The 12331-nt window shown below is 60.9% G+C and carries 16 protein-coding genes; 8 read left to right on the top strand and 8 right to left on the bottom strand.

Going from position 1 to position 12331, the window contains the following annotated elements; genetic code table 11:
* Nucleotides 1-65: 65 nt before the first annotated feature.
* The 5 genes from H3T93_RS03460 to msrB all read right to left on the bottom strand — a co-directional run bounded on the left by H3T93_RS03460 (nt 66) and on the right by msrB (nt 4462).
* Nucleotides 66-1652: a spermidine synthase gene (locus H3T93_RS03460; protein WP_144177564.1), complete on the bottom strand. Its 1587-nt coding sequence runs from the start codon at nt 1650-1652 to the stop codon at nt 66-68.
* Nucleotides 1653-1943: 291 nt separating this feature from the next.
* Nucleotides 1944-2327, bottom strand: a complete 384-nt coding sequence (rplT, locus tag H3T93_RS03465) for a 50S ribosomal protein L20 (RefSeq protein WP_015021618.1) — start codon at nt 2325-2327, stop codon at nt 1944-1946.
* Between the two features lie 48 nt (nt 2328-2375).
* On the bottom strand, nt 2376-2570 hold the full coding sequence (rpmI, locus tag H3T93_RS03470; RefSeq protein ID WP_015021617.1) for a 50S ribosomal protein L35: 195 nt from the start codon (nt 2568-2570) through the stop codon (nt 2376-2378).
* Nucleotides 2551-3246 carry a translation initiation factor IF-3 gene (gene infC, locus H3T93_RS03475; RefSeq protein ID WP_082097735.1) on the bottom strand — a complete coding sequence of 232 codons (696 nt, stop codon included), beginning with the start codon at nt 3244-3246 and terminating at the stop codon, nt 2551-2553. The genes rpmI and infC overlap by 20 nt, the downstream gene beginning before the upstream one ends.
* A 238-nt stretch (nt 3247-3484) precedes the next feature.
* Nucleotides 3485-4462 (bottom strand): peptide-methionine (R)-S-oxide reductase MsrB, encoded by a 978-nt coding sequence (msrB, locus tag H3T93_RS03480; RefSeq protein ID WP_144176855.1) that lies wholly within the window; start codon nt 4460-4462, stop codon nt 3485-3487.
* A gap of 172 nt (nt 4463-4634) precedes the next feature.
* Between msrB and H3T93_RS03485 the strand changes: the two genes are divergently transcribed.
* The 5 genes from H3T93_RS03485 to gap all read left to right on the top strand — a co-directional run bounded on the left by H3T93_RS03485 (nt 4635) and on the right by gap (nt 8238).
* Entirely contained in the window at nt 4635-5372 is a 738-nt protein-coding gene (locus H3T93_RS03485; protein WP_144176853.1) for an AzlC family ABC transporter permease, read from the top strand.
* Nucleotides 5369-5725, top strand: a complete 357-nt coding sequence (locus H3T93_RS03490; RefSeq protein WP_110425083.1) for a branched-chain amino acid transporter permease — start codon at nt 5369-5371, stop codon at nt 5723-5725. Before H3T93_RS03485 ends, H3T93_RS03490 begins: the two co-directional genes overlap by 4 nt.
* Before the next feature lie 14 nt (nt 5726-5739).
* Complete coding sequence (locus H3T93_RS03495; protein ID WP_186363870.1) at nt 5740-6525, top strand: thiamine diphosphokinase; 786 nt, start codon at nt 5740-5742, stop codon at nt 6523-6525.
* Nucleotides 6526-6567: 42 nt separating this feature from the next.
* Nucleotides 6568-6993 (top strand): arsenate reductase family protein, encoded by a 426-nt coding sequence (locus H3T93_RS03500; RefSeq protein WP_144176849.1) that lies wholly within the window; start codon nt 6568-6570, stop codon nt 6991-6993.
* A 189-nt stretch (nt 6994-7182) separates the two neighbouring features.
* Entirely contained in the window at nt 7183-8238 is a 1056-nt protein-coding gene (gene gap / locus H3T93_RS03505) for a type I glyceraldehyde-3-phosphate dehydrogenase (RefSeq protein ID WP_110425080.1), read from the top strand.
* Nucleotides 8239-8311: 73 nt separating this feature from the next.
* Here the strand turns inward: gap and H3T93_RS03510 are convergent, their stop codons facing one another.
* The gene (locus tag H3T93_RS03510) at nt 8312-8908 is read right to left on the bottom strand and encodes a DedA family protein (protein ID WP_110425079.1); all 597 of its coding nucleotides are present in this window, start codon (nt 8906-8908) and stop codon (nt 8312-8314) included.
* Nucleotides 8909-8984: 76 nt separating this feature from the next.
* On the opposite strand from H3T93_RS03510, the gene ybaK reads away from it, so the two are divergent.
* Nucleotides 8985-9491, top strand: a complete 507-nt coding sequence (gene ybaK / locus H3T93_RS03515) for a Cys-tRNA(Pro) deacylase (RefSeq protein ID WP_144176847.1) — start codon at nt 8985-8987, stop codon at nt 9489-9491.
* A gap of 20 nt (nt 9492-9511) precedes the next feature.
* On the opposite strand, the gene H3T93_RS03520 is transcribed toward ybaK, so the two are convergent.
* Nucleotides 9512-10579 (bottom strand): 4-hydroxy-3-methylbut-2-enyl diphosphate reductase, encoded by a 1068-nt coding sequence (locus H3T93_RS03520; RefSeq protein ID WP_144176845.1) that lies wholly within the window; start codon nt 10577-10579, stop codon nt 9512-9514.
* 172 nt (nt 10580-10751) lie between these two features.
* Between H3T93_RS03520 and H3T93_RS03525 the strand changes: the two genes are divergently transcribed.
* Together H3T93_RS03525 and H3T93_RS09310 are read left to right on the top strand one after the other, a co-directional pair.
* The gene (locus H3T93_RS03525) at nt 10752-11720 is read left to right on the top strand and encodes an aldose 1-epimerase family protein (RefSeq protein WP_144176843.1); all 969 of its coding nucleotides are present in this window, start codon (nt 10752-10754) and stop codon (nt 11718-11720) included.
* An 85-nt stretch (nt 11721-11805) separates the two neighbouring features.
* Nucleotides 11806-11880, top strand: a complete 75-nt coding sequence (locus H3T93_RS09310; RefSeq protein ID WP_099327425.1) for a 50S ribosomal protein bL37 — start codon at nt 11806-11808, stop codon at nt 11878-11880.
* A gap of 157 nt (nt 11881-12037) precedes the next feature.
* Here H3T93_RS09310 and H3T93_RS03530 read toward each other — a convergent pair whose 3' ends face one another.
* A complete protein-coding gene (locus tag H3T93_RS03530) occupies nt 12038-12325 on the bottom strand; it encodes a hypothetical protein (protein WP_232348604.1) in 288 nt (95 codons plus the stop codon).
* Between the last annotated feature and the right edge of the window lie 6 nt (nt 12326-12331).

Here is a 12331-nt window from a genome sequence, read left to right on the forward strand (position 1 = left end):
GCATATTCTAACGCTCCACTCCCCTGTTCCCGTACTTCCAACGTGCCTGGGATTGCGGCGGCATCTCAGGAAACATCCCGGATCAGTCCTTGAATCCCCTCTTGCTGAAGGATCCGTCGATAGGGGCCGGCCTCCCTGCTGATGATTCCGTCAATGGCGTGCATACCAAGCAGCTCCACTGGCGCATTGTCATCAGTCAATACCCTCCCATTTACTTCCTCAACCGTGTTCAGGCGGGAGCTGACCTGCTTCATCATCTCGGACAGGTCTGGATCAGGGCTGACCCTGGCAGCGGCCTCCGCCAGCAGGTCGGAACCAGGATAGTCCCTCATGGCCTCCCTCTTATCCCCTCCTGCTCCCGAAAAATCCTCGGAAGCGGGGCGACGTGCAAAGAGCTCGCGGTTGGTGGTCTGGGGCACATCGGCGGTCAGGATGGCATCGGAGCCGAAGACCCTGGTGATGGTATTGGTCAGGGCTGCATTGATGGACCCCTGACCGTCGTCGATCATGTTCATGTTGACCACCATGACCCCGCCAGGATTCAGGTGGTTCCTGACCAGGCTAAAGAACTCGGTGGAGCTCATCTGAAAGGGTATGGTGATGTCCTGATAGGCGTCGACCATGATCAGGTCGTAGCACTGGCGACTGGCCGCCAGCCAGGCTCGACCGTCATAGGTGGAAACCGGAATATCAGCTGGCTGGTCGAAATACTTGATGGCCAGGTTGCTGATGGACTGGTCGATCTCCACCCCCTGGATGGCCATCCGCGGATAGTACCGCTTCAGCTGCCGGGCGTAGGTCCCGGTCCCCATGCCCAGGATCAGGGCCGAGCGGGCCTGATTGGCCATGAGCGGCGCCGCCAAAGCCGTGTCGTAGTACATCCCGGTCATCCCGGGGTGCTTCATGGTCACCGACTGGACGCCGAAGAGGACGTTGGTGGAAAGGATGGTTCTATCCGCCAGGGTTTTGACCTGCAGGTAGTTGTAGATGGACTCGCCCTCATATGCCAGGCCCTTCTCCCAGAAGGCGAACCCCGTCATCGGCGACAGGGCGGCCGAGATGACAAAGGCCACCGTGGCCATGAAGCAGGCCAGGCGATGCACGTGGGAGGAAAGAAAGTAGATCAAGGCCACTAGGAGCAGTATTCCGGAGAAGATCAGGAAGGTGACGAAGGTCCCCACGGCCGGGATGGTCACAAAGGTGGGCAGGAAGGTGCCCAGGATGGATCCCACGGTATTGCAGGCGCTGAGCCGGCCGACCACCGAGGCGTTGTCGTCCAGGGAGTCGGTGGCGCTCTTGACCAGGCCCGGGGTGATGGTGCCCAGGAGGAAGAGGGGCGGAACAAAGATGATCAGGCAGGAGATAAAGGCCGCCAGGACCAGGAAGTTGGTGGAAACGGCCACGATCAGCAGTCCCGAAACCAGGATGATCAGATACTTGCCGACCAGGGGAATCAGGGCAATCCAGACGGCTGCAGCCATAATGCACAGGTAGAGTCTGTCCGGGTCGGGGTTTCTATCGGCCCAGCGGCCGCCGACGACGGCACCCAGGGCCAAAGCGATCATGATGGTCCCGATGATGATGGTCCATACGATCTGGGAGGACGAGAAGTAAGGAGCCAGCAGGCGGGAGGCCCCCAGCTCTGCGGCCATGACGGCCATGCCAGAAAAGAACTCCGTCACATAAAGAAAGATCCGCGACCGAAGGATGGGGCGCGGCTGATTAATTCTGGCCAGTATGGATGTACCGCTGCGAGATGATGGACCGGCTTGACCTGCTGATTCTGCCGGGACAGCCGACGCGTCTAGGCTGTGGTTATCGTTCATGGCGGCTCCCGGCATCATTGTCGTCAATCAACTTACCGTTCCCCTGAGGAATGGTCAAATATGCAATGAACCCCGCGAAAGGCGAGGTTCTTGCAATACAGTGTTCAGGTCCGCTGATCAGGCAGCGACCGGAGCATTTACGTCGGCAGGCAGGGCCTTCTTGGCCTCAGCCACGATGGCGTTGAAGGTGTCGATGTCGTTGACGACCAGGTCGGCCAGGGCACGGCGGTCCAGCTCGATCCCGGCCAGGCGCAGACCCTGGATGAAGCGGTTGTAGGTGATTCCCTGGGCGCGGCATCCGGCGTTGATGCGCTGGATCCACAGCTTGCGGAAGTCGCCCTTGCGAGCCTTGCGGTCCCGGAAGTTGTATGTATATGAATGGAGCAGCTGCTCCTTGGCCTTGCGGTAGAGACGGGAGCGCTGGCCACGGTAGCCTGACGCCCGCTCCAGGACGACCCGACGCTTCTTATGCGCGTTGACTGCCCGCTTGACTCGTGCCATAAATATTCCTCAGCTTTCTAAAATCTCACTCGACGCGACAGCACCCGCTCAGCGGGCCAGCATCCTCTTCATGTTCTTGGACTGGGTCGGAGCGAGCACCTCGTCAGTGGACAGGTGGCGACGCTTCTTGGCCGACTTGTGCTCCAGATTGTGGCGCATACCGGTCCCGGCGTGCATGAGCTTGCCCGAACCCGTGGTCCGGACGCGCTTGGATGCGGCGGAGTTACTTTTCATCTTCGGCATTGCTGCCCTCCTTGGATTTCATCTGCTTGGGAGAAGTATTGTTATTGGAGCCCGCAGTCTCTTTTTCATCGGCCTTGGCAGCCAGATGGGCCGCCTGACGGGCCTTGCGCTCGGCACGGGCCTGTCCGCCCCGCCGACGCTGCTCGGACTGGGTATGGACCTTCTTGCCCTTGGGTGACAGGGTCATAATGATGTTGCGCCCCTCCTGCTTGGGGGCAAACTCGATGGAGCCCAGATCCGCGACGTCATCAGCCAGCTTGCGCAGGAGCTCCACGCCGCCGATGGGCCGTGACTGCTCGCGCCCACGCAGCATGATGGTGACCTTGACCTTGTCTCCGGCGGACAGGAAGCGACGCACATGCCCTTCCTTGACCTCGAAGTCGTGGTCGTCGATCTTCAATCTGAAGCGGATCTCCTTGATCTCCGACATACTCTGGTTGCGGCGCGCCTCACGAGCCTTGATCTTCTCGTTGTATTTGAACTTGCCGTAATCAATGAGCTTGGCGACCGGAGGCTTGGCCTTGGGCGCAACCTCGACCAGGTCAAGGTTGGCCTCCTTGGCCAGGTTGAGGGCGACGGAGGTCGCAATGATTCCCACCTGCTCGCCGTTGGGCCCGATCAGGCGTACCTGAGACACTCGTATATCGTCGTTAATCCTTGGTTCGTCGCTAATGATGACTCCTTCTCAAATACCACAACATCCACTGCCCGGCGAAGAACCCATAGGTTTCGAACATGACCGTCGCAGCCGTATAGCAACGAAACCGTCAATGCCTGCACCGTAATACTGACGGTCAACCGTCACCGGCGCGGGTCGAACCCGAAGCCATGGAAGGCTCCCAGGTGGGATCATCCGCTTTCTTGATTTCTCAAGCCGAGTAGCAGTATAACACAACCCTTAGGACCGGGCCTAGTCAGGCGGTTGCTCCGTCCACCAGGGGCAGGTAGTCTCCGTAACCCTCCTCCTCCATCCGGTCCCGCGGAACGAACCGCAGGGCGGCGGAGTTCATGCAATAGCGCTGCCCGCCACGGTCAGCCGGGCCGTCGTCGAAGACGTGTCCCAAATGGATTCCGGTCTGTGCCGTCCGCACCTCGATCCGAGGACGACCCAGCAGCTTGTAGTCCTTGCGGTTGACCAGCAGGTCGGGATCTATGGGCTTGGTGAATGCCGGCCAGCCACAACCCGAGTCGTACTTGTCCGCCGAGGAGAAGAGTGGCTGCCCGCTGACCACGTCCACATAGATGCCCGGGCGGAATTCCCCATCGTAGGCGTTGGCGAAGGGCCGTTCGGTGGCCGAGTGCTGAGTGACCTCGTAGCTTTCAGGGTCCAGGGACCAGATGCGCTCGATGTAGCGCTGGCGGGAGGCGGCGTTGGCGATGGCCTCCAGGGGAATGTGGCAGTATCCGCCGGGGTTCTTGAGCAGGTAGTCCTGGTGGGACTCCTCCGCCGGATAGAAGTTGATCAAGGCCTCCACCTGCACAGCGGGCTGACGGCCGGTCCTGCGCTCCAGCTCCTCCAGAGCGCGACGGAAGACAGGCTCTTCCTGCTCGCGATGCTCGGAATCCCAGTAGAGGCCGCTGCGGTACTGCCTGCCCCGGTCATTGCCCTGCCGATCCACCGAGAAGGGGTCGATCAGATCCAGCAGAAGCAGGGTCAGGGTCCGCAGACTGACCGTCTGGGGATCATAGGTCAACCGCACGCTCTCCACAGCGTCGGTGACACCGCTGCAGACCTGCTCATAACTGGGGTTGGGCACTGTGGACTGGGCGTATCCCACCTGAGTGTCGATGATCCCGTCCACCTCTTGGAAGAACCGCTCGATGCCCCAGAAGCATCCCCCGGCCAGGACGACCGTAGCCGGGTTGTTGGTCGAAATCTTGTTCTTGTCCATGATTCCTCCTCACATACCGGTGTCTATCGCTAGGTTCAACCAGATCCGCAGAGCCGCTATTCCGTCCTTCCAGCCTCTTGACAGCCTTCTCACATTGTCGACCAGTCTGTCCTTGCGGCGCAAGAGGCGATTATCATATGACCATCTCCAAATCGAAGTCAGGAGGCGGGTCATGCAGCGAGCGCAGGAAGACGCTGACGAAGACGCGAGGTCCTCCGGGACCATCCTGGGTTCTCTGGCTGCGGCCTTCCCACGGACCCTACCCATCATGGCCGGATTCTTGGTGCTGGGGATCTCCTACGGCTTCCTGATGACCAGCCACGGATTCCCGGTGATCTACCCACTGGCCATGAGTGCCCTGATCTACGCCGGATCCATGGAGTTCGTGACCGTGGACCTGCTCTTGTCCACCTTCAATCCCTGGGGCGCGTTGATGCTGACCCTGATGGTCAATGCACGCCACCTCTTCTATGGCCTGGCCATGCTGCCGGTCTTTCGAGGGACGGGCCGGAAGAAACCCTACCTGATCTTCGGCATGTGCGATGAGACCTTCGCCCTCGAGTCCTCCGATCCTCACCCGGCCGGAACCGACAAGGGCTGGTACCTCTTCTTCGTCACACTGCTCAATCAAATCTACTGGGTGGGCGGTGCCACGCTGGGCGCTGTGCTGGGCAACATGGCGAACTTCGACACCCGGGGGCTGGATTTCGTGCTGACCGCCATGTTCCTGGTGCTCTTCCTGGAGCAGTGGCGGCAGGCCGAGGCCCGCGTGCCGGCCCTGATCGGTCTGCTGGCCTCCTTGGCCTGTCTGCTGGTCTTTGGACCTGACCGGTTCATCATCCCGTCCATGGCGGTCATCCTGGCCGTCTTCATCCTCTTGGACTTCCGCAGCCAAAGGGAGGCCTCATGACCACTGCACAGCAACTGATCACCATAGGCATTGTGGTCCTGGGAACCATGGCCACCAGATTCCTGCCCTTCATAATTTGGCCGGAGGGACGTCGGCCACCGGCCCTGGTGACCAGGCTGGGACGTCTGCTGCCAGCCGCCGTCATGGGACTGCTGGTGGTCTATTCGTTGAGGCACACCAACCTGGTCGGAGGCGACCACGGGCTCTACGAGGCCCTGGCTCTGCTGGTCACAGCCCTGGTCCACCTGCGCTGGCGAAACATGATGGTCAGCATCGCCTGCGGCACCCTGACCTACATGGCCCTGGTGCAAGGGTGGCTGCTCTTCCTGATCCGTCTGGTTGGTCTGGGATGATGAGTGTGCGTCCAATGGGCGAGCGCAGAAAGAAGAATCTTATGCAGGATGACGGTCAGTCGGACCGCACAGGCCAAGCACCGCTCTGCCGAATCTGGGGTGCCGGACAGTACTTCGGTGAAGAGACAGCACGCGGCGAACAAGCTTTGGTCATAGCAGCGGATGGAGGAATGGAGCCGGCTCTGGAGCACGGTGACGAACCCGACCTGGTCGTAGGCGACTTCGACTCCCTGCCCGCTGGCAGCCGAAAGCTGCGCACAGACATCCCGCGCCGTGTCCTGCCTGCTGAAAAGGACGACACCGACCTGCTGGCCGCAGTCAAGGTAGGCTGGCAGCGGGGTTGCCGACGATTCCTTATATATGGAGGTCTGGGCGGGCGTATGGACCACACGCTGGCGAATCTGAATCTGATCCATCTGATTGCTGCCCGCGGTGGCCGGGCCGAACTCTGGGGCCAGGGAATGCTGGTCACGGCTCTTGGACCCGGAAGCCTGGACTTTCCGGCCTGGGACTGCCCGCCCAAGTCCATGGTCTCCGTCCTGGCGGCCGACGACCAGGCTCTGGGTGTGGTCGAGCAGGGCCTCAAATACCAGACGGACGGCATGACCATGACCAACCAGCAGGTCACCGGTGTCAGCAACGAGTTCCTGCCCAGCAGACCGGCCCACATAGCACTGAAGCAGGGAACAGTGTTCGTCACCTACCCCACATCAGCGCCCGAGCCGGTCTGGAGCACCAGTCTGGAACCCGAGGCCGACCTGGGCCCCTTGGAGACCCGACCCTCCCGTCGTCTGGCCTGAGCCCTCTTTTGACTTGAAACCCCACGTGGAAAGGAACAATCTATGACAGCATCATCAACCAAGCAGCTAACGACCCCGACAGCCGAGCACCCGCTCTTCATCTGCTACAGCCGCTGCACCACCTGCGCCAAGGCCCGCACCTGGCTGCGTGACCACAATGTGGACTTCACCGAGCGCGACATCAAGGAGGACCGCCCCACTCAGGATGAACTGACCGCTTGGTTGGACATGAGCGGCCTGCCCGTCCGGCGATTCTTCAACACCTCAGGTCAGGCTTATCGCAGTCAGGGGTTGAGCAAACGCCTGCCGCAGATGGACACGGAGCAGGCTCTGCAGCTGCTGTCCACCGACGGTATGCTGGTCAAGCGTCCCATTCTGCTGGATGGCCGGCATGTCCTGGTCGGATTCCGTCAGCAGCAGTGGGAGGATTGGCTGGCCAATACGAACGAAAATTCTCACAATTCCTGATCGTTTTGTTGCGCAAACAAACAACAAAACCTACCAATTTTTTTGTTCGTTTTTTCCTCGGCACAACCCGCGTAATCGCTTGCTTTAAGTACATAGGGTTCTATAAACTATGAGATGTTATCAGTAATCGGCCATATACGGTCCGGTAATTTTTGTGCTGTATACGGCCAATCTCCAAGGGAGAATTGAATGACAGTAAAGATTGGCATCAACGGATTCGGACGTATCGGTCGTCTGGCCTTCCGGCGCATCTTTGAGCTCCAGGCCCGTGGCGGCGACGCCTCCAACATCGAGGTTGCCGCCATCAACGATCTGACCACCCCGGCCATTCTGGCCTATCTGCTCAAGTACGACAGCACCCAGGGCACCTTCCGTCACGACGATGGCACCCCTGTCTCGGTCACCTCCACCGACACTGCCATTGTAGTGGACGGCAAGGAGTACCCGGTCTACGCCGAGAAGGATGCCAACAACATCCCCTGGGTCAAGAACGACGGCGTGGACTACGTGCTGGAGTGCACCGGCTTCTACACCTCGGCCGAGAAGTCCCAGGCCCACCTGAACGCCGGAGCCAAGAAGGTTCTGATTTCCGCCCCAGCCAAGGACGACACCACTCCTACCGTGGTCTATGGCGTCAACCAGGAGACCCTGAAGCCCTCCGACAAGATCATCTCCGCCGGCTCCTGCACCACCGGCTCCCTGGCCGCCATGGTCAAGATGTTGGATGACAACTTCGGCATCCGCATTGGCTACATGACCACCATTCACGCCTACACCGGCTCCCAGATGCTGCTGGACGGCCCCAAGGGCAACAAGCCACGCAACACCCGCGCCGCTGCCATCAACACCATTGAGCACTCCACCGGTGCCGCCAAGGCCATCGGCAAGGTCGTTCCCTCCGTTGACGGCAAGCTGCAGGGCCATGCACAGCGTGTGGCCGTTCCCTCCGGCTCCGTCACCGAGCTGACCTGCGTCCTGGACAAGAAGGTCACCGTCGACGAGATCAACAACGCCGCCAAGAAGGCCTTCGAAGGCAAGGACTACTTCGGCTACAACGACGAGGGCATCGTCTCCTCCGACGTGATCGGCGACACCCACGGTGGCATCTTCGACCCCACGCAGACTGATGTCAACACCTATGGTGACGACCAGCTGGTTCGCACCGTTGCCTTCTATGACAACGAGTACGGCTTCACCAGCAACATGATCCGCACCCTGCTCTACTTCGCCAAGTTGGGCGACTGAGCATCCGGCCGGTTCCTCTGGCCATGGCGATTTCGGGGTCCGTTCCCTTCGGGGGCGGACCTCTTGCTTATAATCAGCGCCTCCGGGTGAGCGCCCGCATGGCCAAGTCGCAGACCAGGCCTACGACCATGCCCACCAGAAACCCGATGGCCATGACGGCCAGAGGGTTGTTTTCCAGCCAAGAGGCGGCCAGATACCCCAAGGTCCACATATACATGGACCAGAGCAGACCAGCCAGTGCAGCCAAGGGCAGATAACGGCTCAACGGATACCGCGCCGCCCCTGCAGTCAGATTTACCACGGTCCGGCCCGAAGGCACGAACCGCGAGGCTAGTGTGAAGAAGCCGCCTCCCTGCAGTAGCGCCCGGTGGGCCCATGATGTCACAGTCTTGCCTGCTGCACCTCGAAAGACGGCCAGACGATTCAACGGGACAAGTCGCCCCAGCCCATAGGTACAGGCATCTCCGCCCGCAAAGGCCAGGGCGCAAACCAGAAAGACCAGGATGGGAAGGGGTCGCCCCGAGGCTCGAAAGGCCGAAGCCGTGGCCAGGACCATAAGCTCCGTAGGTATGGGAATGATCAGCGCATCCAGAAAGGCGGCCAGAAAAAGCACAGCCAGACCCCATCCGCCCGTCACCGCATCGAGCAGCCAGGCATTGACAGCGGTCATGGACTACCCTTTCCGCGAGATCGCACCAAAGACACCCCTAAGCCTACGCAAACGGTCAGTACCTTAGCATGGAGTCATGAGCAAGAAGAAGCGGGCAGACTCGGATGCCGCGACTCCGGCCATGGCCCAGCTGGAGCGTCTAGGGGTTCCCTTCACCGTCCACGAGTATCATCACAATGCTGACCACATGGACCAGGGGTACGGCATCGAGGCTGCCAAAAAACTGGGCCTGGATCCGCGCACGGTCTACAAGACCCTGATGGCCGACACGGGTAAGGAGCGGGTCATCGGCATTGTTCCGGTGACCGGCCATCTGAACCTCAAGCACCTGGCCGCTGCCGTGGGTGCCAAAAAGGCTCGTATGGCCGACAAGGCCCAGGCCGAGCGGGAGAGCGGATATGTCTTGGGCGGCATCTCGCCCTTCGGCCAACGCACCCAACACTTGACCGTGCTGGACCAAGGTGCCCTGGAGTTCGACACCATTATGGTCTCCGGCGGCAAGCGCGGCATCAGCCTGGGTCTGGACCCGAGGGATTTGATACGGGTTCTCAAGGCCAAGACCGCGCCTCTAGCCGTTGACTGAGAGATTTTAGCGGCTTGGGCTCAGCCCTGCGGCTGTGGAATCTTCCTGGACACGCGTGTTGAGCGCAGGGCAGCAGGCAGGACGAAGTGCATGTGCTCGTCGACTGCTCGTTCTCGGGTTACCCGGGTGAATCCTCGGGATGCCAGGGTCTCCAGTACCCCCTGAACCAGGTTTTCAGGAACTGAAGCGCCCGAGGTGAGCCCTACCGAATCCATGCCCTGCAGCCAGGTCGGGTCCAGTTCACCCGCATCGTCGACCCGGTGAGCCCTCTGCTCACCCTGACCAGGAAAGCGCGCAGCCAGGGCCTGACGGGCCACCTCAACCAGACGAACTGAATTGGAGGAGTTGGCCGACCCCACCACAATCATGCAGTCCGCCTGACCGGCCACCAGCTTGACCGCCTGTTGCCTGTTCTGGGTGGCGTAGCAGATGTCGGAACCCGGCGGCTCCTCTATCCAGGGGAAGCGTCGACGCAGGGCCGCAGCCAGATCGGCGGTCTCATCCAGGCTCAGTGTGGTCTGAGTCAGCATGACCAGAGGCGTGTCCGGTCCGAAATCCAAAGCCTCGATATCGGCCTCATGCTCCACCAGATGAACCCGGTCAGGTGCCTCCCCCATGACTCCAATAGCCTCGTCGTGCCCCCGGTGGCCTATGTAAATGATCGAGTAGCCGTCCCGAACGAAACGCTGGACCTCCCGGTGGACCTTGCTGACCAGCGGGCATGAGGCATCGACCACGCGCATCCCCCGCCGCTGGGCCTCCTTGACGACCGAGGGGGCGATGCCATGGGCCGAGAAGACCACGGGAACCCCGGCGCGGACGGCCTGGTCGGGAATCTGGTCCAACTCATCCACGAACACGGCCCCACGCCGGGACAGGTCCTCAACCACATGCCGGTTGTGGACTATCTGCCGACGCACATAGACCGGTGGCAGACCTTGGTGGGGGTTGTCTGCATCCAGGATGGTCTGCACAGTCTGAATGGCACGGTCCACCCCCGCGCAGAACCCGCGCGGATCAGCAAGGATGACCCGGCCATGCCCCTGCGGGATCGGCTGTTCGCACACGGTGGTCCGAAATCCTGCCACTGCCGCTCCTTATCGATATCAATCCGGACGGTTCCGGACGCTGCAAATCCATGGTAGAAAGCCAGAGCGGCCCCCGATAGTCCATTCGCCACTCTTTCACCAAGAAGCCAAGACCGCCCAGGCGCTAGGATGGTGGCGTACCAAGCATCAACGGCACTATGGAAGTGGGAGCATGCATACGAACGAGATGATGGGCGGGGCCGTGCCCCGGACAGGACAGCAGTACAGCATCCGTCATGGGGACTATGAGGCGGTGGTGACCGAGCTGGGAGCCATCCTGCGTGTCCTGAAATACCGGGGAAAAGGCCTGCTGGCCTCATTTGACCCGGATGAAACCGTACCATGTAGCAACGGGAACGTGCTGGTACCCTTCCCCAACCGGATCGAGGATGGCACCTACGAATTTCAGAGCCACACCTACACCCTGCCCATCGACGAGCATGACCGGAACACCGCCATTCACGGCTACGGATACCGGGCCTACTGGCGGCTGCAAGCCCTGACCGAGGACTCCGTCAGCCTCTCCTGGCGGGTGCCAGACATGGGCGGATACCCCTTCGACGTGGTGGTTACCGTCACCTACACCCTGGACGACCAGGGGCTGACCATGACCACCCGTGCTCTGAACCTAGGCGACGAGGCTGCGCCTTGGGCCTTCGGCATCCACCCCTGGCTAGCCAACGGCAAACAGGGCGTCGGTGACCAGATTCAGAAAGACAACGCCCCCTGCACCCTGTCCATTCCCTGCCGTACCCACGTGGTGGTCGATCCCGACAGGCTGCTGCCCACCGGTACCGAACCCGTCCAAGGGCGAACAGATCTGCGCCAGGGCCCTGCGCTGGGTGAGGATGCGGACTTCGACGATGCCTGGACTGATGTGGAGCGGGACGACGACGGCACCTGTTCGGCCTGGTTCACCCGGCCGGACGGCATACGCATTCAGCTCTGGGGCGATGAGACCATCACCTCATGGCAGGTCTGCACTGGAACCGGCTTTGACGCGGGCATGCGCCCGGCCGGTGTTGCCGTGGAGCCCATGACCGCCTACGCTAACGCCTTCAGAACTGGTCGGAATCTGGTCATTCTGCAGCCTGCAGCTGTCTATACCACCCAGGTGGGTTACCGGGCACAAGAGGTCTGACCAGCCTGGTTGGTCGACAAAGGTCAGCCCGGTGTGCGATAATCGGCAAGGCTTATAGGTTCATCAGTAGCAAAGGAGTCCAATCATGGGCATGCGCGGACGCAAGCGCAGGGATCGCCGCAAGAAGGCCGCCAATCACGGCAAGAGGCCGAACACCTGATTGTCTGCCCCGGCACCAACGGTGCCGGGGTTTTGCATATATACATAAAAAAAAAAACCATGGTTGCATAGACATGACCATGATCCCTGCAATAGCCTGAACAGTCGGATAGAACCGTCGTACTGCCAAGGAATCGACGAGATTTACCTAACTGAATCTACTTGTCCGCAGTGCGTTCCGTGGTCCCCTGCTCCAGTTCATCCATCTGATCGAACATGTGCCTGAGCCGGTCCAGCAGACAGTCCGGTGCACATTCTGGACGCAGGTACCGGCGCAGCTCCTCGATGACCATGCGCTCCCGCTCGTCGCAGCAGGAATCCGGATCGAAGCAGTCGCTGGGGTCAACGCAGGAGGCATCCTGGTAGATGCGAAGGCTGGTGTGGGTCACCCTGACAGAGCCGCCGTCATCGTATGCGTAGTGACTCATCTCCACGCGTCCGTCCATGCTCCT

Source organism: Bifidobacterium sp. M0404 (assembly GCF_016101415.1).
Classification (GTDB): Bacteria; Actinomycetota; Actinomycetes; order Actinomycetales; family Bifidobacteriaceae; genus Bombiscardovia; species Bombiscardovia polysaccharolytica.

Excerpts from the sequence above, each read along its gene's own strand:
- H3T93_RS03460 (WP_144177564.1), bottom strand. The coding sequence starts at position 1,652 with ATGGCCGCAGAGCTGGGGGCCTCCCGCCTGCTGGCTCCTTACTTCTCG.
- rplT (WP_015021618.1), bottom strand. The coding sequence starts at position 2,327 with ATGGCACGAGTCAAGCGGGCAGTCAACGCGCATAAGAAGCGTCGGGTC.
- rpmI (WP_015021617.1), bottom strand. The coding sequence starts at position 2,570 with ATGCCGAAGATGAAAAGTAACTCCGCCGCATCCAAGCGCGTCCGGACC.
- msrB (WP_144176855.1), bottom strand. The coding sequence starts at position 4,462 with ATGGACAAGAACAAGATTTCGACCAACAACCCGGCTACGGTCGTCCTG.
- H3T93_RS03485 (WP_144176853.1), top strand. The coding sequence starts at position 4,635 with ATGCAGCGAGCGCAGGAAGACGCTGACGAAGACGCGAGGTCCTCCGGG.
- H3T93_RS03490 (WP_110425083.1), top strand. The coding sequence starts at position 5,369 with ATGACCACTGCACAGCAACTGATCACCATAGGCATTGTGGTCCTGGGA.
- H3T93_RS03495 (WP_186363870.1), top strand. The coding sequence starts at position 5,740 with ATGGGCGAGCGCAGAAAGAAGAATCTTATGCAGGATGACGGTCAGTCG.
- H3T93_RS03500 (WP_144176849.1), top strand. The coding sequence starts at position 6,568 with ATGACAGCATCATCAACCAAGCAGCTAACGACCCCGACAGCCGAGCAC.
- gap (WP_110425080.1), top strand. The coding sequence starts at position 7,183 with ATGACAGTAAAGATTGGCATCAACGGATTCGGACGTATCGGTCGTCTG.
- H3T93_RS03510 (WP_110425079.1), bottom strand. The coding sequence starts at position 8,908 with ATGACCGCTGTCAATGCCTGGCTGCTCGATGCGGTGACGGGCGGATGG.
- ybaK (WP_144176847.1), top strand. The coding sequence starts at position 8,985 with ATGAGCAAGAAGAAGCGGGCAGACTCGGATGCCGCGACTCCGGCCATG.
- H3T93_RS03525 (WP_144176843.1), top strand. The coding sequence starts at position 10,752 with ATGCATACGAACGAGATGATGGGCGGGGCCGTGCCCCGGACAGGACAG.
- H3T93_RS03530 (WP_232348604.1), bottom strand. The coding sequence starts at position 12,325 with ATGGACGGACGCGTGGAGATGAGTCACTACGCATACGATGACGGCGGC.